A 20,302-nucleotide genomic window follows, 5' to 3' on the forward strand; every position below is an offset into this window, starting at 1 on the left:
CACCTTGTCCATCAAGCGGCGGGCAACTTCATGGATTGAGGGTGTGATACCAAGCTCAGAGCGCTTACTCTCTTGCTCCCGTAAACGTTGTAGTGCCTCCACTTGTTTCCGCGTAAGCAGTACAGCCTGTGTGTTGGGTTTGCGATTCATATGATGGCCTTAACTGATTATTTATACAGTTAAATATATTGCAATAAATGCAACAATACAAACCAATATTTCAATTTAAGGGATGATACGAATTCATCACGTCAGTGCAGAACGCCAGATTACGGCGCTTTCCAGAACAGGAAAGGCAATCAGGGAAGATGTTTTTTTGCAGTAAGGGGGATTGATAGCGCTGATAGATGTCTCTAAAAGGCTGTGTTGCTCATTTGAAAAATATAAGCCTAAAGAGTATGACCTCGTTATCACGCATTTTTTAGGGATTTCGCTTCGGGCGATCACCAAAAAGTAAAAATGTTCTGATGGGAAAATAAGAAAGGATTACAAGCCGCTATAAGGTTTATTGATGACATAATATTTATGCTTCACACTTAGTCAGTTTATATATGATTAAGAAAATTGAAATAAATGTAGGCAACCAGCATAGGAAATAAAATGAATTTAATACATGCTTAGCGAAATTCTCATTTTTATTAAGTTGTTCAAGTGTTTTTTCTAACGACTGTTTTAAATCCTCTGGGTATTTTTTTAGTCTTGCTTGAAATGGCAAGAAAACTAGAGATTTAGCATGAATAATACGATCCAGTTGTTTTTTTTGACTCATAATTAATAGATGAATTGCTATGGATGTTACTAATACACCAAAAAAAACCACCAATTGGTCGGCAACATCGTTTAGCTTTAAAATTCCTAAAGCTGCTAATATCGAAACTGGAATTGCTAAAATTTTTGCTGTAAGTTCACTCAAGGTCTTCGATGTTTTTTCGGCAAACTCAAGCTCAGCAGATGCGACGTCTTTTCTTGCCTTGTGAAAATTAAAACCACTTAAATACACGGAAAGATTGTTATCATAAGCCAGCCTGAAATCTGTCCAATTTTTTACTAAATCAATGAACTTGAAATTATTTTCATTGATAAACTCAACAATTGTATTCCGAAATATCCCCCTCTTTTCAACATGATGGTTCACGTCTTCGGATGATAACTCCTCTTGAAGTTGTTCGACTATTCTACAATCAAAATCATCCATTCCTAACATTTCTGCTTGAATTGTCGGTTGAATTATCGCGGATTTTGATCTTCCATCAGACCCCTGAATAAAAACCAATCGCGGCTCACCATCTGTAGACTTTCGATCATGGTAATGTGCTAGTTTAGATAAAGATTTTATTAGACGACATATGTTTTCAATTTTAATGATTGGTTCCGGTTTAACTATATCAGAAGTATAGTAATCTAAATCTATTATATAGAAGTCATTGGGAAAATCGCCATTGCGAAGAGATGAAAACCCGATTAAATCATTAACAGATGGATGGAATCGGGACACATTATCTCTTGGTAGTTTTAATGAAATACTTAAATCGACCCAATTTTCCGGAACCTCACTCACATCATTAGACAAACCATCAAATTCAATCTGTTCAACATATCTGTTGAATTGCTTTGAATTCAACAGTTGCCTAATGAGCTCATCGGCTTCAAGTGAATAACTTAATTTTAATGGCAAATACATTCCTTGAACGGCTGGTTTTCCAGCTATTCTGTATAAATAAACCATTATTTTTAAAATTGAATTACTCATCGTCTCCACTGTAGGCATCCTGTTTTTCTTTCAAAGCCAGTTCTATGGTTTTTATAACTTCTTTTGGTAGTCTAGTGAAAGTTAAGCTATTCATGTCTTTATTATAACATATATCAGCATCTCCATTTGTACCCAGGAGTGCTTTTTCAAAATTGAAACTATAACCATCACCTCTGAACTTAATATTTAAAATTTGATTGAGCCCACTTTTACTTACATTAAACTCAACGGGAATTCCTATTGATTCACTATTCAAATATTGAACTAATTCTTCAGACAGACTTTCCCGTGTATCATCATCAAGATGAAGCATGTATCTATATGCCATAGATGAGATGTCAGAAAGTTTGGCAGGTTTATCACTTGCTGATTGTTGTTCAAGGTAGCTAATGATATCGTTTTTAAAATCCCTAGACCGCTCTTTTAATTCTGGGTGCGAGTCAAAGAAATTCTTTACTTCTTTTGGTAGAGACTTTGTTGCCTTGTTAGATGTGATTCCTTTATCACAACCTAATGCGAGAATGAAATATCCAGATGCTGTCTGTTGAGCTGTTGTACTTATAAAGCTTAAATAACTAAGGTCATTTTTATCTATTGCAGAAGAATTTTGATATTGATAAAACCTATCAAAATTTATTCGTGCGGCTTGGTTTATTTTTGTTAGATCTAATTGCTCCAATAATTCCGGCTCGAGTTTAGAGCTCAGCCTTATCCCTTCTTTTTGCTTTATCATCGTTATTAAAAGGAAATGATTTGAATCTTTTACATAATCAGCGAACACAATAACTCCACCTGATGACCAGATTTGCTTATCTGCCTCTAGTGCCAACTTTTGCATTATTTGGACGCTAAGATCTATAAATTGCTGGGTGTCGCTCTTCGGGATTGTTGAGTATACCTCTATTGCATCTGGGATTGGCCCTCGCTCGGTTACCTCCTCCTTGAAGACACCATAATAAGCAGAATTCCCTTTTTTTCCATATAAAACATTTATTTCAGACACAAGCTTTAGCACAATATTATTATTAGGATCTAGGACTGTATCTCTAAATTTAAATTTATTTGAATGATTAATGGGTTTTTTAGCTTCTTTTATTAGCTCGTGAACTATTACATGCCTAATGATAACATCCGTCATGATAATCCTTTTTAAAAATAGTGGAACCAGAGGATGTTAAAGAATACAAAAAAGCTAACGCGTACGCAAAAAACTTAGTTACTGTGATAAGAGAAGTCACGACGTTAAGCGTCTTATCAGACTAAAGCCCAAGTTCGACATGCCCTCACTTTATGTGATGTAGCGGGCGCAGGAATGTAATCCAGTTTAATAAAGCTAACCTGCACGGATAACCCGCTCGTGGTTCTGGCAAAGATGAAGTGGGCATCGTTAGGCACATAGGGGACTTTCTGTTTGTTTCTCCTGTACGAGCCGGATTACTGAAAAATAGACATAAGACTGACCTTTGCTGAAATCAAAATTCCTACCGCAGCAGGGTATAGCAGCATATACAACAGAAATTTCCTTACTTTATTCTCAGCTGTAACTTCGGCGATCACCTTACCTACGCTAAAGATGCATAGAAAAAATCCAAGAGTCGCAACCACCGCAACGATAAAAGTAATAAAGAATCCTATCCCCGTAACGTTATTCAGCTTGGTGACAGAAACTGCTACGGCCAGACACTGGATAACACCAAAAGATAACGCACCGGAACTCCCTTCAACCACCTTGCTAAAATCACTCAATAGATGATCGCTAAAATCATTCAATAGCTGTTTCACTCTCATGGCTTATCTAACCTCTGACATAAAATTAAAAAATATACGCCCAAGTGTTCACCTATTCACCTTTTCCTATTTCTCTTTTATTTTCATACCATTATAGGGTGATGACTTTCCTTTTAACTATTCACTACTGTTCACCCTAACCCTTCACCCTTTGGAAGTGCTTTCACGAAAAGGTGAACAGGTGAACAGTTGGTGAAGAGTTTATAAAAAAGTGTTCACCCATTAACACACTGTTATTCATTGATTTTTTAACAGGGTGAATAGTGATGAACACTTCGCCTATAAGTTTTATTTTATCCCTTCTTCATTTTGACCGTTTTGGGGCGCGTCACATTGCGGCATCCAGTCTTCTGAATCCTCACTGAGCATAACGTTTGAGCGTAAGCCCAACTTGGTTTTGCGCTTCTGATACTCCTTGCCATACTCCGCCATTGCCCCCGGCATATCCGTGCCGAACCGGGTTAACGATACGGGCTTGTTAAGCCCATTGGCACGCATATAGGTAAGGTAAGCGTGATACAGGTAGCGGCGCGGGCTGTGCGGCACGATTTCAGCGTTACCAATAAACATGCCATCGCATAACACCGACGCCATCAGGTAACCGCAGAAGTCCACCAGCGAATCTCCTTCACGCTTGATAGCCAGTGCCTCTTCTGATTTCTGCTGTTCATGCAACAAACGTTTTGCCTCGTCCCAGTCATTACTGGGAAAGCGGCTTAACAGGTGACGCATAATGACGGCCAGTTCACCTTCTATCTTTTCCGGTAGCATTGGGTCACGTTCGTTTTCCGGCACCACTTCGGAGAAGTTGAAAATCACCCGTCGCCGGGATATGCCGCCGCTTCGGTCACTGAACGTCATAGCGTTATTGTTCACGGCCAGCACCACCGCAGGAATGCGCGTTGAGTAAGGCGCTTTGTGTTTGGGGTCGATAGATACCTTATCCCCGCCCGTTATCGCCTTAATCCCTGCGCCGTCGCCAGCGTAGCGGGTCATATCCGGCATGATGATGAGCGAATAACCAACCACCAGTGCACGATCTCGCGGGTCTTCCAGCGCTTTCATGCTGGCCGATACGGTATTGGCTTTACCCGCCAGCATGGTGCAAACCTCTGCAAAGACGCTTTTACCGCTTCCCCCTGGCCCCGTGACCTCAAGGAACAACTGCCAGTCATAACGGTTAGCCAGCACCATAAACAACGCTGACAGGACGCGATCGGCTTTCCGCTTGTTGTTACCAACAGAACGGCTCAACCACTTCCAGAAGCTGGGCGCATGAGTCGCCAGCGTTTCCCCTTCTGCCGGGGCGCTGAATGGCAATTCACTGGCTATCAGTAACCAATCCTCCTGACTGTGGTCACGGAATTGCCCGGTACGGGTATCAAATACCCCGTTACTGAACCCAATAAGGTTACGAGCGGTAGCCCCCATGACAGGCAGGCTCAGTTTCATGGTTTCCACTGCCGACTTAATGGCGTTCTGCGAGTAGGCAATATCCGCTTCAATAAAGATTTGCGCCATTTCTCGCTGCAAGTCCTTATCGGCCACTGGCTCCCATATCACGCCGTTGTAGTGGTGAACGGTGTCAGAATCACCATGAACCGCTAAGGCACAGCCATAATGCGCCCGTAACACTTCACCGCGCTGGCTGGCTCCCATGCGGGAAAGGTCGGCGACTCCCGGCAATGATTCCAACGGCTCACTTGCCATACGTTCAAAGTAGCCTTTCCAGTCCTCCAGCACTTCCCCGGCTTCACTGTAGAGCTTGGCCTCCTTCACGCCAGCCGCTGCCAGTTTTTTAGCAATAAGCGACATTTTGGCCTGATCCACCAGCCCCGCCTGATAGACACGGGCGTACTTACGCCCCTTATCCACAATATGCAGGTTAGCCAGATCGTTAAGCTGGGCGTGATCGAGCACAATAGGCGGTATATCGTCACCGTTGTTATTGCCAGACTGATAGCGCTTTGCCACTTCCCAAGCGTTTGTACCCGCAAAGATTACCGCTTCCGTCCCTTTGTCTTTGGGTAACTGTTTCACGTTAGGCGCTAACTTCATTGTTACCCCCTTGTAGCAAAACAAATTCGGCAAGAAAGCGGTTATCGGGATAAACACACTCCGCTGAATAACCATCACGCACAAACGTTACACGGTTAAAAGCATTCGTCCTGACAGTGACGCATTGGCCGTTTTTGTCCTGATAGCGATCATTTGGTTGAGGCTGGCGCATTGCGTACCTCCATCGCTTTATCAAGATGATTAATGGCACCAGCCACCAGCGACAGAACGGCGGCAACAAGGTTAGCGTCCTCTTTGTCCCGTTCCTCACTCGGTAAGGCGTCAAGCCACATTGAAAGCACCGCTCTGGCCTGCTTGTTCATTGCATTGGCATGTTCAACGCACGTAACGACTTCAAGATGTTGTCTGTTCATGGTTGAATCCCCGCGTCTACTTCCTCAAAGCACGTAATGGCGTAAATACCATCAACCCACAAATAAACCTCACGGCGTTGTTGTTCGTCAGTGATTTGGGGAATGACCTCAGTCAGTAGGTGCCGTAATCCCACCTGAGCGCGTAACAGACGATTACGCGATATGTTTTCCGACGTAGCTGGCACTGGCGCACAAATGGAGCCAATCAGGGCGTTAACACGCCGCTGATCGTCGTAGTAGGCATCCAAGTTGATTTCTTTCGCCTTTAATGGAGAAAAGTCACGGATAAACGCATCCCGCTGGTAGTGATACCTGGCTTGCGGGCATTGCTCATAGGAGAACACCACACGATCAACTGTTTGCTCCCGGATAACCACCGACACTTCACTATTGTTATCGATGAAACGAGCGCCCACAGAAATTAGCTCATGCATGACGCACCTCCGTAGAAGTAGAGGGTGCTGGCTTAAAGTGGCTTTCAATCACCTGAAGGTTGTCTTCCACCAGCATCACCATTACAGATACCTGGCCCATGGCGCTGCGCATTCTGGCGTTAACAGGGTCACGTATCCATTCCAGATCGCGTCTGGTGTCGTACTGCTTACTCCATGCCATTGCGATGAATTCTTGGTGTTTAGCCAGTTCATCAAAGTACGTGCGTAACGTGGTAAGCGCTTCTTCTGGCGTCTTTTCAGGGGAAAGTAATTTCCCACTGACAACATGCGGAGCGATAGGGTTAACCATGTGTCACCTCCACCAGCTCAGCTTCTGCTCTTTCCAGTATTTCGGCGACGGCTTCAAGTGCATTTTCTACAGCGGGGTTGTTAATGTCCTGCGAGGCTATCAACGTAATTATGGCCTTAGCGTGAACAATCTGAGTGTGCGCTTCGTCAGCATGATTGATGTGTTTCTTAAGCATGACCAACCTCCCCTTGAACCATGGTTTCCGATGCATGGAAGGCTTGGTGAAGGCTATTCAGCCGTTCCGCTAACACAAAAGTTAAAATCTCTTTAGCTTCGGGGTTGCTCAGTTCAACAATCGCGTAGACCAGAGCACGACACTGATCGATAACCTCTTCCAATTCCAAAGGCGTGTTATCAAACATGACGCACCTCCTGCGTTTCGGTTTCAACAACACAGATAGGCATGGCGATTTCCACCATATCCGCCAATGGAAGGCGTGCAGCAAAAGAGAGGATGAAGTGAGGGGCCAGAATGCGGCGGGCTTCACATTCAGTTTCAGCCTCAACGGACAGGCGGCAAGGCTTGGCCTTCTTGTCGTGGCGATTAAGGGCGAGAAAGCGATACTGAAATTTAGGGCGAGTTTGGGTAGACTGGATATCAGCCATAGCGTTACCTCATTTAACGTTGTGGTTAAACGCCTCGGTAGTGTTCCAGCACTCCGGGGCGTTGTCTTTTCATTCATGTGCGTGTAATGTGTCATCACACACAAACACATTACATCTGGTGTACTTAACGTGTCAACACACAAAAATGAAAGACGTGGCAATCCACCGTTCCAGTTTCGCCTTGATCCTGAGTTACGTGACTTAATGGAAACAGCACAACAGCAGGATGGTGATGAATCTTTAGCAGCCTGGATAAAACGCATCATTAGAAAAGAGCTGAAACAACGTGGTTTGGAAACTAAAGGATCATGATTATGAAAATTACGAAAGATGAAGCTATGTCTCAAATAAAAATAGCCTTCAAACGATTCCACGTTGAATTTATTGATCCAGAGTCCACTGCTATTAGAGTACGTATATTTTTTGATGAAAATCGACTTCAAAGTTGCAGTGTAAATGATGGCCTTTTGCCAGTTATCCCGCGAGAAAATTACAGCAGCCAAGAAAGGCTTGATGTATGCATAGCAGACCTTAAAGGTAAATTTAATGTGCAACTGCAAAATTTCATGTCTCGTTAGTGCACGACTAAAATTCATAAAATCAGCCAGCAAAAAATTGCGTTGGCTAAAAGGTTTGGTGATGCAATGAAAGTTGCATCCGGCAGTTTCAAAAATAGAAACGCATACTAAGCGCAAATTTGAGCTTTGCTTTTCCTTCAAGCAGTTAGCATGTTGATTTTGTTCCAAAGGACATTTTTTGACTTTAGCCCGGCTGAGTTGCAAATCTGAAACTCGCCCACCAGCAGTACCCAAATAATAGGTAACGAAACTCCGGGTATATCCGGAGTTGACCTGATCGATCAGCGTGTTATTCTGGGCATGCTTTAGTTTTATGCAGTGACATGAGCGGCCCGGCATGGCCGCTTTTGTTTTATATACCATATCCCGCCCCTTACGCCGTCTGAGTGCGACGATTTGCCGCAAGGTAGCTATCAAGGTCAGACTTCATGTATATGACTTTGCGCCCCACCTTATGGTGTGGAATTTCCACCTTTCCGGTATGTGCCCAATTAGCCAAAGTCTGCGCATTAACGCCAAGATAAGCAGCGGCCTCCGCTCGGGTTAAACGTTCTAATTGAAGGTTATTAGTAATTAAACGCATAGATATCACCGTGTATTGCTGGTTAACAGTGGTGATACTTTATTATTGATATAACTACTTGAAGAGTAAGCAAAACCAGATATAAACGCTTATATCTGGTTAGCTATGGTGATAACAAGATTAGAGGGTGTAAGACGAGATTTACTCCCCCTCAGATATAATTAGTTCAAAATTCCTATTTTTTGGTTTTACATCGGGATTAAGCCCTGACTCTTTTAACCATTTCTCTACAGTTCCGGCTACGGGAACATCCTTCCATGATTTTCTCAAATACGAGTAAATATCCTCTGAAAGTCCCGCAAGGCTGGCATGTGGGTATCTAGCCCATGTATCAGCAGCAATTCTCAGGGCTGTAACATAATGTCGATTTGTTTTCCCTCTTCGAGCTTTACTTCTGTCCTCACTTATAACCTTCTTGGCATATTCGATCTGCCGTAAACTACCCATCAGAGTTTCAACAAACATCTCACCATAACGTTTTCTCATCTGGTTAGCTAATCGCTCAAAACCCATCACTTCCAGTATAGCCGAGGCTTTCAACATATCTGACATGTCTGAGCTTTCATAATTCAAAGTCTCGTTAACATCTCCTACACTGATAGACATTCCTGATGAAACAACTATTTCTTCATTTTCTATTTCAGCGGAAAATTTAAGACGTTCTTCCAGAGTCATTTTTGAAGGTGTAATACCATACATATCCTGGACGGTTTTTGTTATAAGTGATTCAGATGTTTTATCTCTAATCATAGAGACAAATTTATTTAAGTCCTCTAAATCCTCAGGGCAAAACTCAATATTAACTTCTGTGATGTTATTTTTAGACATTTAAATCACCTTAATATTTTTGGATAATTTAAAAATGAGACTGCGTTTTTCTTCTTCGCTCAGACCTTCAAGCGCAAGTAATAATTTAGCGTCCAGAGATTTTCTACTCTCAATCATCCCTGCGTATTCAAGTACTGCCCGTTCTATTCTTGAAGCTGGTTCCATTAGTTCATCAGCCCCAAAGTGCAAATAACCCTGAGTAACATCAGCGCTTCTCATCGTGCGGTGGTTCAGCAGGCGTTTCAGAATGTAGTTACCAACGCCCACCAGCTCAGCAACAGTGCCGAACGTGCGACGGCCATCATGCCACTTGAAAGGGATGGGATGGAACAGGTCGGGATTTGGGTCTGGTACAGTAGCAGCGCTTATACGGTCGATAATGTGCCTGTATTCCTTAATCACACCTTTATCACCAGGGAAAACCAGCAATTCATTGCCAGATTTCATCTTTGCACGACGGCGGAATAAATTTAGGAGCGTTTCGGTTACTGGCAGTTCAAGCGGATCACCATTCTTTGTAGTATCAATCCAGAAATAGCGCCCCCCCAGATTAACCCGATCCCAGCTCAGCTCTAAAATCTCTGATTTGCGCAGCCCGGTAAAAATAGCCATTTCAATGGCATCACATACAGCAGCAGCTATATCATCACGTCCCTGTTCAGCAACATTACGCACAGAAGACAACGCACCGAACCACCTACCAAGCTCATTGGTACGAATGCGCTCGGTTTTCCTGACGGTTCCATGCCATTTGCGCTTAGTACTCAGCACCATCGTGGGAGGATCAGGGAGAAGGGTTTTCCCTTCAGCATCACGATAGTGGTCATGGGAAAAACGGTAAATAGCCCGTAGCACCCGAGCCCAGAGATCGGCCTGCGCTTTACTTCCAGCACCTACGCCAGCGCGTAGCGTTAACTTATCGGCACCAAACCACACTGAGCCATCAGTAACGGCTTTATGCCTGTTCTCAACACGTTCCCGACTGATAGAGGCGATGGGCTGTTTCATCCAATCGCCAGAGAAGTTTTGCAGGATAGAGCGATATTGCTTTGCAGTATCGGCGCCCAATCTTGCGTCACGGCTCTCGATGTAGGTATCCAGTGCATCAGCAAGCGTAACCGATGCCTTTTCGTTGATGCGTCTTTCCACGTTAGGATTTCTACCAGTGGTGGCCACGTCCCCCAGCAATTCCAGAGCCTTTGCCCTGGCATTATCAATTGTGAGATCGGGAAAGCGCCCCAGCGTAGCTCGTATGAATTTGCCATTCCGTTTTCTGGAGATACAGAAGCTCTTAACGCCACTGACACCCACTCGAACGCGCAAACCATTAACAACGGTATCGCCATACTCAACCTGACCACGATCAGCGGGTAGCAAACTTTCGAGTTTGGCTTTCGTGAATTTGAATGTTTCCACAAACACCCCGTACCAAGCGATTAGGGTATCCTGCAAATCGCTTGCAGGCTCTAGGATACCCATAGGATACCGCAGATGAGTATTTTAGAGTATTTCTGGTTATTTATACAGTAAACATGAATTAATTAACTGATTGAAAATTATCAATAAGTATTTTCAGGTAAGGAGTTTCGCCCTAACTCATAATCGCTTGGTCGCTGGTTCAAGTCCAGCAGGGGCCACCAAATTTAAGGAGTTGCGTTAATAGCGCAGCTCCTTTGCTTTTTCCAGGGTATTTTCAAACAGAATTAGCGGTTAGCAAACATCATTACAACCCCCTCACCCACGACTCACTAGCATTAACTCGCCTGCCTCTCGATTGAGAGAAATACATCATAGTATTAGCAATATCAGCCATGACCATCGCAATGACGCGTGGCTTGAGGTTTATCAAATCGGGTAAGCCAGAGTGTTTTTATCGAAGGGTTTAACCGGAAATACCAGACAGAAAGACGGGCTTTTTACCTGTTCAGAACGGGGAATAAAATCACATGAACCACGGGGTGCTCGCTGTATGACTCTAACAACAAACGCCCCGTGAATATCTGAATAGGCTGGTACGGGAAAATACCAGCCCAAAAGCCGACTACCTCAAGAAAAGTGTGAAACTAAAATAGATGTATTCACACGCTTAATTGTCAGCGGGCGCTGAGTCAAGCATCGATGGAACATGACTCGATGCCCACTTAGTAAAGTAATCCTGAAGCAGCAGTGAAGCATATTCAGAGGTATGGCCTTCGTCACGATATAATGGAAGGCCATTCTTAACATAAGAACATTTACCGTCCTTTCTATCGCAGAATACATCATTCTGTTCAAAAACAAGCACGCTGGGGTGGGTTTTATGAACCGCCACAAGCAGTGGGTTGAAATCTTTCAGAATGGAACTCCGAACATCAGAGGAAACCAAGCAATCCTTTGGATGCTGTTTAAGGGGCGATTTAAAGCAGGCCTTTGGATGAAAGCCCGGTCTTATGTGTGGCGTAAAAATAATGACCTTCACTCCCTGTTTTTCAAGGAAGTCGATGCGTTGAATCACTCTGCCAATCTCATCGTTAGATGGCTTTCGTGACAAACCGTCTAAAATCACAAATTTTATGGATGGTGTTCTCTTGATAATGTCATCAATAAATTTGGCTTGATCGGTTATCCTGGAACCATAGCAAGGGCTTCTCGGATCGTCACCAGAATTATCAAAACCAACCCCACACGTTCCTATCGAAAGGATAGTCTGGTGCTTCAATTTTTCATTTTTAGCGAACCCAGGATAGAGCTGGTTTGCGTAGCTATTACCCAAAAGAAGAATCGTTGGCGGCTTAGTTCCACTCTTCATGCAGAACCACCAAGCTAGATTATTCTGATCTTTATAAGGGTATTCAGACAGGCAAGTATCATTCTTTGTATAGGCCCATATTGGTCCCATAAACTGATACTGAACCTCTTTGGTAAAATCACTCGTTGTCACAGCCTTGCGTTCTGCAAATCCATCTTTATAAAAAACAGCAGAACCGGATAAAAATAGTACAAAACTTAAAAGAACCAACGTACCAACAAATTTATATCCCTTTGATTTTCTTATTTTCCCCTCAACAAATTTATACGTAAGCCAGGCCAATAAGATCGATAAAAAGACAGCGGCTAATCGCAAAAAACGATCTGGTGTGCCTCTTTCTACAATTCTCAAAAAGGTCAATAACGGCCAATGCCATAGGTACAAAGGGAAACTGATTAAACCAAACCAAACCACGATCTTATTGCTCAAAAACAAACGATTGAGCATCGCATTAGGGCCGGCAAAAATGATGAGGACAGCACCAATAACGGGAATCAGAGCCCAAAAGCCAGGAAAGTATGCATCTTTATTGATGGATAAAAAGCCAAAACCCAAGATCAAAAAACCAAATAGTGAAAAGCCATTTATCACAAACTGATTTTTTTGAAACTTATCGACAAAGCTCTTGTGATAAAGAACGATAAACGCCAATAAACTACCGAACAACAGTTCCCAGAATCGGGTCAATGGAGAGTAAAACGTTGCGACTCCATCGCTCCTTATCATGTAAATATTCAGAACAAAAGAAGCCAAAATAAAACTAAGTAGTAACGCAATTCGGCGAAAATTCATTCGCCAAAAAAGCCAACACAGCAAAGGCCAGAGAAAATAGAATTGTTCCTCTATACCTAAGCTCCACAAGTGCAAAAGTGGTTTAGTTTCTGCGGCATTATCAAAATAGCCAGATTCGCCCCATAGCACTAAGTTGGAAACAAACCCAACCCCCGCCATGGTATGCTTACCTAATTGCTTATATTCATCAGCAAGTAAAGCAAACCAGCCAAATACAATAGAGACAGTCAAAACCAGTAGCAAGGCGGGATATATCCGCTTGATACGGCGTGCATAGAACTCAGCAAAGCTGAATGTTCCCTTATCTAAATTCTCAAAAATAATGGTGGAAATCAAAAAACCGGAGATAACAAAAAAGATATCAACACCAATAAAACCCCCTTTCATCCAATCAGGAAAGGCGTGGAAAGCCACAACGGAGAGAACAGCAACGGCTCTTAACCCGTCAATGTCGGGACGGTACTTTGGGTGTGAAAGATGAGAATTCGATGTTGTCATTAGACTGAGTTCACGCTCGGCAAAACTTGTCAAAGAATTTTAGCCGGATAGAGTGTAAAAAAGTGATAAAAATTATACTCTCAGATGACCAACAGCAACAACTTTTACCCTATCTAACCATTGCGCTGAACAGTAATTCAGATACTTTACCTCCGCAGAATGCCCCAACAAACCCTACGTTCATTGCACCTACCATTTTCTGATGTGCTTTTATCACTTTCCTTTTTAGGGATATACACTATAAAAAGTAGCGTGGCTTACCATAACAACCTGAGAGTGACTTATGAGTAAAATATTAACCTGCGTGTTGAGCGGTATAGTGATGTTTACCGCTGCTGGCGTACATGCCGCTGAAAAAACTAACAATCTGGATGGCGCAGTGGGCAAAGAGATCAAGCTATCGTTTGAAGCCAATCCTACGACAGGATACAGCTGGATGCTGGAAAGTCTTCCCAATGAGCTAATCCTCGTTTCCAGCGACTACCAACAGTCAAAGGATTGCAAAAGTGGAATGGTAGGCTGTGGCGGTGAACAGACTTTTTATTTTATTGCTAAAGAATCCGGTAAAGGGACTCTGAAGCTGATTTATGGTCAGCCTTTCGATAAATCAACGTGGAAAGCGCATAAGGTCAACGTTGAAATTAAGTGATCGTACACTCGCCCTCTGAAAAGGGGGCTTTGCAGGATTATTTTCACAGCGCAATTATTAGGGTAAACACACTCACGTCTTAATTATCTGCGAACACACGTCGATAAACGCGCGCAATTTTGGTTGATTCCTCGCGGCTCTTGAGAAATAAAGAAAGAGGCCGTCATTTCCCGGCGAGAGATCGAGTAACGCGGCTTCCAGCGTGCCGTTTTCCAGCTCGCGTGAGGTATGGAAAGTGGATGAGTAAATAAGCCCAACGCTCCTGACCGCGAGGCTACGCATGAGCTCGCCATCGTTCACGGTAATTGTGCCGGCTGGATCAACTCTTACAGTTTCTTTATTTTCGACAAACTCCCACCGATAAATATCTCCCTTTTCAGGGCGACGAAAGCGAATACATTCGTGATGCTCCAGATCGCGCGTCGCTTTAGGCTTACCGTTTGCTTTGAAATATTCCGGCGAACCGAATACTGCCCACTTAAATGGTGGGGAGAGCCGTACTGCAATCATATCCTGTTCGATATAGGAACCGATCATGATGCCAGCATCATAGCCTCCAGAAACGAAGTTATCGTGACGATTACTCACCGTGATATCGATATTCAAATTCGGCCACGCCTGACGAAATGCAGGGATGAGCGGTTCGATGACATGAGGTAATGCCAAGCGTTCTACGATCAGCTTCAACGTCCCCGATGGTTTTTTTGCCGATTGCGCCACATCTTCAAAACCTGTTGCGATAACGTGTGCCGCAGGCCCGATTCTCAGCAGCAGATCTTCCCCTGCTTCCGTCAATGCCATCTTGCGCGTCGTGCGGTGGAAAAGTAGCACGCCGAGGCGATGCTCCAGTTTTTGGAGCGACAAACTCACCGATCCCGGCGTCTTACCCAGATCGAGCGCGGCTTTGCGAATGCTCAAGCGTTTCGCTATAGCCAGAAATTCTGCCAGTCCATCAAAGCTATCGGATTGCCCCATCAGGGTTCCTCATCGTCATGCAACACAGGGATCATCAAACGCATTTTACGATAATTTATCACGCCAATATAAAGTGATTACATCGATTTTTTAAACAATGCATTCCACTTTTACCGCCTGTTTTCCACCCATTATCACGGATATAGTGGCGACCATCACCACCTGCTGAAAGGAGTTTTTTTATGTCAATCATCAAGCGCTGTGCTGGTCTTATCGCCGCGATGGCTGTGTTTGCCGCAGCCTCCCCCGTTTTCGCCCAGGCTAATCTGAAAGAAGAGAAGGTCTTAATCGTCGTCTCCAGTCTGGATAAAAAAACACCCGATCTCGTTGGCGGTTTTTGGTTCCCAGAACTGACTCACCCAGTTGAAGTGTTCGACAAAGCCGGACTGGATTACGATATCGCCAGCCCTAAAGGAGGGTTGCCTCCGTTTGACGGCTTCGATCTTAAAGATCAGGCAAATCTGGATTTCTGGACTAACCCAGAGCACCGTAACAAACTCGCTAATTCAATCCCACTCGACAAGGTTGATCCAGCGAAGTACACCGCAATCCTGCTCGTCGGCGGACACGGACCGATGTGGGATTTCGCTAACAACCCTGAGTTGATCAACATCGTGCGTACCATGTACGAGAAAAATGACATCATCAGTGCCGTCTGCCACGGCCCGGCGGGTCTGCTGAATGTGAAGCTCAGCAATGGTCAACTGCTGATTAAAGACCGCCGCCTGACCGGCTTTACCGCAGAAGAAGAGGCTTTCCGCCATTACGACAAGATCGTTCCGTTTGAACTCGAAGCCGCGCTGAAAAAAGATGGCGCAAAATTCGAAGAAGCACCGATCTTTGAAAATAAAGTCGTCGTAGATGGCCGACTGATTACAGGTCAAAACCCTGCATCAGCGAAAGGGCTTGGCGAAGCGGTTGTCAAAGCTCTGCAAACTAAAGCGTAATCCTCGCCTTATCAGATGCGTTAGGTGGTAAAACACCTAACGCATCGACCTCAAGAATAATGTCACACATCAGGCAATGCGCCTGATAACAGCAAAAGTCACTGCAAACTCAGTACACGTCGCGGACATAGCGTTTGTCCTGCGCCATTTTGGCAACATAGGCTGCCGCGTCGTCACTACTCATTACACCATGAACCTGTACCACCTGCCGGAGCGCTAAATCAACATCCTTAGCCATGCGACTGGCATCGCCACACACGTAGAAATACGCCCCCTCTTCTAGCCAGTGCCACAGTTCAGCGCCCTGTTCGCACATACGGTGCTGCACATAAATTTTCTCGCTTTGGTCACGCGAAAAGGCCGTATCCAATCGGTGCAGGTAACCATCACGCTGAATCTCCTCCAGTTCATCACGATAGTAGAAATCGGTCGCGGCGCGTTGCTCACCAAAAAAAAGCCAGTTCTTACCTTGGGCTTTCGTCGCCCGGCGCTCTTGCAGAAAAGCGCGGAAAGGTGCGATGCCCGTGCCTGCCCCCACCATGATGATTGGTGTACCAGCATGTTTCGGTATGCGAAAATGGGCGGACTTTTGGATGAAAATGGGCACCGCTGTCGACTCTACAGCTCGGTCAGCCAGAAAGGTTGAACACACACCACCACGTTGTTTGCCCTCCATGCTATAGCGCACCGTCGAGACCGTCAGGTGGATCTGATGCGGTGTGACTTTCGGGCTGGACGAGATCGAGTATAAGCGCGGCTGAATGCGCTTGAGCACGGCCAACCATTCGTCAGCCTGAACCTGAATCGGAAACGCCCGTAGTAAATCGATAATCTGCCGTCCCCACAGCCACTGCTTAAGCTCATCCTTGCGTTCTTCTTTCAACAGATCGACAAGAACAGGATGGCCCGAACGTTCACGAACAAACTGCAAGATCTCCGGCGTGATACGGGCAATCTCGACATGCTGAGATAATGCCTCGGCAAGCGTCATTTCGCCTTTATCCTTGACGGTCACCATAGTGGCAGGCGAAAGGTTGAGTGCGGAGAGCATATCGCTTACCAGCTCGGGGCTGTTCGTTGGCCAGATGCCGAGCGCATCACCCGCCTCGTAACTCATATCGCAGCCTGAAATATCAAAGGCAAATTGTCGGGTCTCTTTTTCCGCGCCCGGTGCATTAAGTCGTTGATTGATGGCAAGGCGTGCTGGCAGAGGTGCATTCCTGCTGAAGGTAGAAGCCGCTGCCACGGCAGGCGCTAGCACACGCTCTTCATCCCCATCAGCCAGTACCGCTGTCGCCGCGGTAGCCATGTGACTTGCCGCTGGCGCATGTGCTCCTGCAAGCACGTTAACCATACTGTCCAGCCAGGCGGTTGCCGCCTCCTGATAGTCAGGCTCGCAGTCGATTCGAGCTAATAGACGCTTCGCACCCAGTGCCTCCAGCCGTGCATCGAGCCGACGGCCAAAGCCGCAAAACTGGTCGTAGTTTGAATCCCCCAATGCCAGCACGGCGAACGTCACATCAGCCAGTTTGGGGGCCGTTTCCGCCTGCAATGCCGTCCATAAATTCGTACCATTATCGGGAGGATCGCCGTCGCCAAACGTGCTGGCGATAAAGAGCACGCGCGGCGTTGCAGGCAGATCTCCACTCTTGACGCTATCCATCTCGGACAGCGTCACAGCATGCCCCTCCGCTTTCAGACGTTCGGCGCACTGCGCTGCAAAGCCTTCCGCATTACCCGTCGATGATGCCCATAAAATCAAAACAGGTGACGGTGATGTCGCTGCCGCGACCACAGGAGAGGACATGGGTCGCGACGCGATGCCGTCATTAGGCAGCCAGGTGCGAGCAAAAAGCCCCGCTAGCATGCCGTCGAGCATCAGGCGCCTTGAGGGTTCCAATGGTGCGGTAGCAGGCAGCACGGGTACGCCACCAGCCAATCGTGATGCGTCGGTACGCAAAGCCGCAATATACCCTTGCAGATAATGCTGTTCGTGCGTACTCAGCGTCACCGCCGGAGGCGCATCAAGACCAAGTAGCGTGGCCAGCGCATCAATGTGTTTCATGTCGAGTTCCTTGATGTCGTTATTCGGCGTACCCGCCTCAGTCTGTTCCGAGACGGGAACAGCAGCAGAATGGCTCTCCCGCTCTGGAGAAAGACGCGCGGATGGTTCAGCGATCCGCGCCAGCGCCACCGCAGAGAACTTGAATTCAGGCTGCTGGGAAATCGGGTCAATGGCGTCACTAGTGACCGCGTTAATCGCCAGATCGTCACCAAAGACATCATTCCAGTGGAAAGGCGCAAAGCAGTTGCCGGGACGTACTCGATCAGTAACGATGGCAGGAAGGACGGCACGCCCTCGACGTGAACGGACTTCCACACAATCCTTATCCTGAATGCCAAGCGCGATGGCATCTTCGGGATGCACTTCGATAAAAGGCCCTGGGTTGAGCTTGTTGAGCGCTGGAATCTTTCCGGTTTTCGTCATCGTGTGCCACTGGTGCTGTAAGCGCCCCGTATTCAACACGAACTGAAAATCCCCATCCGGCATGTCGGCAGGTGGCATGTGCGGTCGAGGCAGGAATACCCCTTTACCGCTTTCGGTCGCAAAAACAAGACGCGGCCGCGTGCCGTCCGGTAGGTCTTTACGCGTCTGGCTCACGCCGTCATTAAGATAGCGAATGGGGTGACGATCTTGCTTATCATCAGGGGGACAGGGCCACTGCAACGGCGCCTGCCGTAAGCGCTCATAGCTGGCACCACGAATGTCGTAGCCGGTTTTCGGGTTCCAGAACTGCTTGATTTCTTCAAACACCTCAGATGCCGAGCTGTAGCTAAACCCCTGCGCATAGCCCATCTCGCAGGCCACGTTAGCAATGATTTGCCAGTCAGCCATCGCTTCGCCGGGCGGTTCAACGGCCTTTTGCATTAGCGTCAAATTTCGCTCGGAGTTGATCATCACGCCTTCCGCTTCAGCCCACAGCGCACCGGGCAGCAAAATATCGGCATAACGGTTAGTCTCGGTATCGAGAAACGCATCTTGTGTGATAACCAGCTCAGCAGCTTGCAACCCGGCAATCACGTTCTGACGATTGGGGACCGTGGCGACCGGATTGGTGCAGATAATCCAGCACGCCTTGATCTTGCCCGCCATCATGTCTTCAAACATGGCGACGGTGCCTCCGACCAGATCGGTGCGCAACGTGCCAGCAGGGACGTTCCAGAGGGCTTCAATCGCCGCGCGATCTTTCTCCACCAGTACCGAACGTTGCCCCGGTAATCCCATCCCCATATAGCCCATTTCACGCCCGCCCATCGCATTGGGCTGCCCCGTCAGAGAAAATGGGCCGCTCCCAGGGCGACAAATCGCGCCAGTGGCTAAATGCAAGTTACAGATCGCATTGGTATTCCAGGTGCCGTGCGTGCTTTGGTTAAGCCCCATCGTCCAGCAACTCATCCACTCCGGCGCGGTACCAATCCATTCCGCCGCCTTGCGGATGTCGGCCTCTGGTAGCCCGGTGATCTCCGCCACCGTCTCTGGGCGATAGTCGTCAAGGAACTCAGGCATCGCCTCGCACCCTTCGGTGAACTCAGCGATAAATGCGGGATCGGTATGCCCATTCTGGACAAGCAGATACAGCAGGCCATTGAGTAGCGCCAAATCCGTACCGGGCTTGATTTGCAGGAACAGATTCGCTTTGTCCGCCGTAGCATTGCGGCGCGGGTCAACCACAATGAGCTTAGCGCCTGCTTTAACGCGCTCCATCATCCGCAGGAAAAGGATGGGGTGGCAGTCGGCCATGTTCGCACCGATGACAAAAAAGACATCGGCATGTTCAAAATCCTGATAGGAGCCCGGTGGCCCATCCGACCCCAGAGAGAGCTTGTAGCCGCTCCCCGCACTGGCCATACACAGGCGCGAGTTCGACTCAATGTTATTCGTCCCGATAAAGCCCTTAGCAAGTTTATTCGCCAGATATTGGGATTCCAGCGACATCTGGCCGGAGACGTAAAGCGACACGGCATCAGGGCCGTGGGTATCAATGATCGCCCGTAACCGCCGCGCGGTTTCCTTGATGGCCTTCCCCATATCAACCCTAACTGATTCGTGCTGACGATCCACACGCAGGTAGGCGTACTCCAACCGTCCTGATTCAGCGAGAGCCTGACCACTCGTATTTCCCTTAGTACACAGTCGACCAAAGTTGGTGGGATGCGTCTTGTCGCCTGACACCTTGATCACGCGATTATCTTTTACTTCCATCACCACACCGCAACCGACCCCACAGTAAGGGCAAACACTCTTTACACACGCAGAGGATTTGGCATTCATGACTGACTCCC

Annotated in this window: 21 protein-coding genes; 4 read left to right on the forward strand and 17 right to left on the reverse strand. The window is 46.6% G+C overall.

The annotated features are described in order from the left end of the window. Positions 1-523: 523 nt before the first annotated feature. The 11 genes from NXT09_RS09000 to NXT09_RS09050 all read right to left on the reverse strand — a co-directional run bounded on the left by NXT09_RS09000 (position 524) and on the right by NXT09_RS09050 (position 7,320). On the reverse strand, positions 524-1,750 hold the full coding sequence (locus NXT09_RS09000; RefSeq protein WP_268579458.1) for a hypothetical protein: 1,227 nt from the start codon (positions 1,748-1,750) through the stop codon (positions 524-526). Continuing rightward, positions 1,743-2,888, reverse strand: coding sequence for a nucleoid-associated protein (locus tag NXT09_RS09005; protein ID WP_151243186.1), 1,146 nt, complete (start codon positions 2,886-2,888; stop codon positions 1,743-1,745). The genes NXT09_RS09000 and NXT09_RS09005 overlap by 8 nt, the downstream gene beginning before the upstream one ends. A gap of 296 nt (positions 2,889-3,184) precedes the next feature. Continuing rightward, entirely contained in the window at positions 3,185-3,538 is a 354-nt protein-coding gene (locus tag NXT09_RS09010; RefSeq protein ID WP_268579459.1) for a hypothetical protein, read from the reverse strand. A 288-nt stretch (positions 3,539-3,826) separates the two neighbouring features. After that, positions 3,827-5,596 (reverse strand): DNA primase family protein, encoded by a 1,770-nt coding sequence (locus NXT09_RS09015; RefSeq protein ID WP_268579460.1) that lies wholly within the window; start codon positions 5,594-5,596, stop codon positions 3,827-3,829. After that, positions 5,580-5,768: a DUF4222 domain-containing protein gene (locus NXT09_RS09020; RefSeq protein ID WP_120358146.1), complete on the reverse strand. Its 189-nt coding sequence runs from the start codon at positions 5,766-5,768 to the stop codon at positions 5,580-5,582. Before NXT09_RS09020 ends, NXT09_RS09015 begins: the two co-directional genes overlap by 17 nt. Beyond that, positions 5,746-5,970: a hypothetical protein gene (locus NXT09_RS09025; RefSeq protein ID WP_268579461.1), complete on the reverse strand. Its 225-nt coding sequence runs from the start codon at positions 5,968-5,970 to the stop codon at positions 5,746-5,748. Before NXT09_RS09025 ends, NXT09_RS09020 begins: the two co-directional genes overlap by 23 nt. After that, positions 5,967-6,404: a hypothetical protein gene (locus NXT09_RS09030; RefSeq protein WP_268579462.1), complete on the reverse strand. Its 438-nt coding sequence runs from the start codon at positions 6,402-6,404 to the stop codon at positions 5,967-5,969. Before NXT09_RS09030 ends, NXT09_RS09025 begins: the two co-directional genes overlap by 4 nt. Further along, entirely contained in the window at positions 6,397-6,714 is a 318-nt protein-coding gene (locus NXT09_RS09035) for a hypothetical protein (RefSeq protein ID WP_268579463.1), read from the reverse strand. Before NXT09_RS09035 ends, NXT09_RS09030 begins: the two co-directional genes overlap by 8 nt. Next, the gene (locus NXT09_RS09040; RefSeq protein ID WP_120358150.1) at positions 6,707-6,889 is read right to left on the reverse strand and encodes a hypothetical protein; all 183 of its coding nucleotides are present in this window, start codon (positions 6,887-6,889) and stop codon (positions 6,707-6,709) included. Before NXT09_RS09040 ends, NXT09_RS09035 begins: the two co-directional genes overlap by 8 nt. After that, on the reverse strand, positions 6,882-7,076 hold the full coding sequence (locus tag NXT09_RS09045) for a hypothetical protein (protein WP_268579464.1): 195 nt from the start codon (positions 7,074-7,076) through the stop codon (positions 6,882-6,884). Before NXT09_RS09045 ends, NXT09_RS09040 begins: the two co-directional genes overlap by 8 nt. Further along, entirely contained in the window at positions 7,069-7,320 is a 252-nt protein-coding gene (locus NXT09_RS09050) for a host cell division inhibitor Icd-like protein (protein WP_268579465.1), read from the reverse strand. Before NXT09_RS09050 ends, NXT09_RS09045 begins: the two co-directional genes overlap by 8 nt. 129 nt (positions 7,321-7,449) lie before the next feature. Here NXT09_RS09050 and NXT09_RS09055 point away from each other — a divergent pair, with 129 nt between their 5' ends. Together NXT09_RS09055 and NXT09_RS09060 are read left to right on the forward strand one after the other, a co-directional pair. Then, positions 7,450-7,632, forward strand: coding sequence for a YlcI/YnfO family protein (locus NXT09_RS09055; RefSeq protein ID WP_180781194.1), 183 nt, complete (start codon positions 7,450-7,452; stop codon positions 7,630-7,632). Positions 7,633-7,634: 2 nt separating this feature from the next. Next, the gene (locus NXT09_RS09060; protein WP_180781195.1) at positions 7,635-7,898 is read left to right on the forward strand and encodes a hypothetical protein; all 264 of its coding nucleotides are present in this window, start codon (positions 7,635-7,637) and stop codon (positions 7,896-7,898) included. A gap of 373 nt (positions 7,899-8,271) precedes the next feature. On the opposite strand, the gene NXT09_RS09065 is transcribed toward NXT09_RS09060, so the two are convergent. The 4 genes from NXT09_RS09065 to NXT09_RS09080 all read right to left on the reverse strand — a co-directional run bounded on the left by NXT09_RS09065 (position 8,272) and on the right by NXT09_RS09080 (position 13,387). Continuing rightward, a complete protein-coding gene (locus NXT09_RS09065; RefSeq protein WP_180781196.1) occupies positions 8,272-8,481 on the reverse strand; it encodes a helix-turn-helix domain-containing protein in 210 nt (69 codons plus the stop codon). A 141-nt stretch (positions 8,482-8,622) separates the two neighbouring features. Next, positions 8,623-9,309 (reverse strand): hypothetical protein, encoded by a 687-nt coding sequence (locus NXT09_RS09070; RefSeq protein ID WP_268579466.1) that lies wholly within the window; start codon positions 9,307-9,309, stop codon positions 8,623-8,625. Continuing rightward, positions 9,310-10,725 (reverse strand): integrase arm-type DNA-binding domain-containing protein, encoded by a 1,416-nt coding sequence (locus tag NXT09_RS09075; RefSeq protein WP_180781198.1) that lies wholly within the window; start codon positions 10,723-10,725, stop codon positions 9,310-9,312. A gap of 670 nt (positions 10,726-11,395) precedes the next feature. Then, entirely contained in the window at positions 11,396-13,387 is a 1,992-nt protein-coding gene (locus tag NXT09_RS09080; protein ID WP_268579467.1) for an acyltransferase family protein, read from the reverse strand. 283 nt (positions 13,388-13,670) lie between these two features. On the opposite strand from NXT09_RS09080, the gene NXT09_RS09085 reads away from it, so the two are divergent. After that, a complete protein-coding gene (locus NXT09_RS09085; RefSeq protein WP_268579468.1) occupies positions 13,671-14,036 on the forward strand; it encodes a protease inhibitor I42 family protein in 366 nt (121 codons plus the stop codon). Positions 14,037-14,108: 72 nt separating this feature from the next. Here NXT09_RS09085 and NXT09_RS09090 read toward each other — a convergent pair whose 3' ends face one another. Further along, complete coding sequence (locus NXT09_RS09090) at positions 14,109-15,011, reverse strand: LysR family transcriptional regulator (RefSeq protein WP_268579469.1); 903 nt, start codon at positions 15,009-15,011, stop codon at positions 14,109-14,111. A 182-nt stretch (positions 15,012-15,193) separates the two neighbouring features. On the opposite strand from NXT09_RS09090, the gene NXT09_RS09095 reads away from it, so the two are divergent. Then, positions 15,194-15,958, forward strand: a complete 765-nt coding sequence (locus NXT09_RS09095) for a type 1 glutamine amidotransferase domain-containing protein (protein WP_268579470.1) — start codon at positions 15,194-15,196, stop codon at positions 15,956-15,958. Between the two features lie 109 nt (positions 15,959-16,067). On the opposite strand, the gene NXT09_RS09100 is transcribed toward NXT09_RS09095, so the two are convergent. Continuing rightward, complete coding sequence (locus NXT09_RS09100) at positions 16,068-20,291, reverse strand: sulfite reductase subunit alpha (RefSeq protein ID WP_268579471.1); 4,224 nt, start codon at positions 20,289-20,291, stop codon at positions 16,068-16,070. Positions 20,292-20,302 lie beyond the last annotated feature (11 nt).

Origin of the sequence: Pectobacterium jejuense (genome assembly GCF_026800125.1) — a bacterium.
Classification (GTDB): Bacteria; Pseudomonadota; Gammaproteobacteria; order Enterobacterales; family Enterobacteriaceae; genus Pectobacterium; species Pectobacterium jejuense.

Bases quoted from the DNA above. Each gene is read 5' to 3' on its own strand.
- NXT09_RS09000 (WP_268579458.1), bottom strand. From the start codon at position 1,750: ATGAGTAATTCAATTTTAAAAATAATGGTTTATTTATACAGAATAGCT.
- NXT09_RS09005 (WP_151243186.1), bottom strand. From the start codon at position 2,888: ATGACGGATGTTATCATTAGGCATGTAATAGTTCACGAGCTAATAAAA.
- NXT09_RS09010 (WP_268579459.1), bottom strand. From the start codon at position 3,538: ATGAGAGTGAAACAGCTATTGAATGATTTTAGCGATCATCTATTGAGT.
- NXT09_RS09015 (WP_268579460.1), bottom strand. From the start codon at position 5,596: ATGAAGTTAGCGCCTAACGTGAAACAGTTACCCAAAGACAAAGGGACG.
- NXT09_RS09020 (WP_120358146.1), bottom strand. From the start codon at position 5,768: ATGCGCCAGCCTCAACCAAATGATCGCTATCAGGACAAAAACGGCCAA.
- NXT09_RS09025 (WP_268579461.1), bottom strand. From the start codon at position 5,970: ATGAACAGACAACATCTTGAAGTCGTTACGTGCGTTGAACATGCCAAT.
- NXT09_RS09030 (WP_268579462.1), bottom strand. From the start codon at position 6,404: ATGCATGAGCTAATTTCTGTGGGCGCTCGTTTCATCGATAACAATAGT.
- NXT09_RS09035 (WP_268579463.1), bottom strand. From the start codon at position 6,714: ATGGTTAACCCTATCGCTCCGCATGTTGTCAGTGGGAAATTACTTTCC.
- NXT09_RS09040 (WP_120358150.1), bottom strand. From the start codon at position 6,889: ATGCTTAAGAAACACATCAATCATGCTGACGAAGCGCACACTCAGATT.
- NXT09_RS09045 (WP_268579464.1), bottom strand. From the start codon at position 7,076: ATGTTTGATAACACGCCTTTGGAATTGGAAGAGGTTATCGATCAGTGT.
- NXT09_RS09050 (WP_268579465.1), bottom strand. From the start codon at position 7,320: ATGGCTGATATCCAGTCTACCCAAACTCGCCCTAAATTTCAGTATCGC.
- NXT09_RS09060 (WP_180781195.1), top strand. From the start codon at position 7,635: ATGAAAATTACGAAAGATGAAGCTATGTCTCAAATAAAAATAGCCTTC.
- NXT09_RS09065 (WP_180781196.1), bottom strand. From the start codon at position 8,481: ATGCGTTTAATTACTAATAACCTTCAATTAGAACGTTTAACCCGAGCG.
- NXT09_RS09070 (WP_268579466.1), bottom strand. From the start codon at position 9,309: ATGTCTAAAAATAACATCACAGAAGTTAATATTGAGTTTTGCCCTGAG.
- NXT09_RS09080 (WP_268579467.1), bottom strand. From the start codon at position 13,387: ATGACAACATCGAATTCTCATCTTTCACACCCAAAGTACCGTCCCGAC.
- NXT09_RS09085 (WP_268579468.1), top strand. From the start codon at position 13,671: ATGAGTAAAATATTAACCTGCGTGTTGAGCGGTATAGTGATGTTTACC.
- NXT09_RS09090 (WP_268579469.1), bottom strand. From the start codon at position 15,011: ATGGGGCAATCCGATAGCTTTGATGGACTGGCAGAATTTCTGGCTATA.
- NXT09_RS09095 (WP_268579470.1), top strand. From the start codon at position 15,194: ATGTCAATCATCAAGCGCTGTGCTGGTCTTATCGCCGCGATGGCTGTG.
- NXT09_RS09100 (WP_268579471.1), bottom strand. From the start codon at position 20,291: ATGAATGCCAAATCCTCTGCGTGTGTAAAGAGTGTTTGCCCTTACTGT.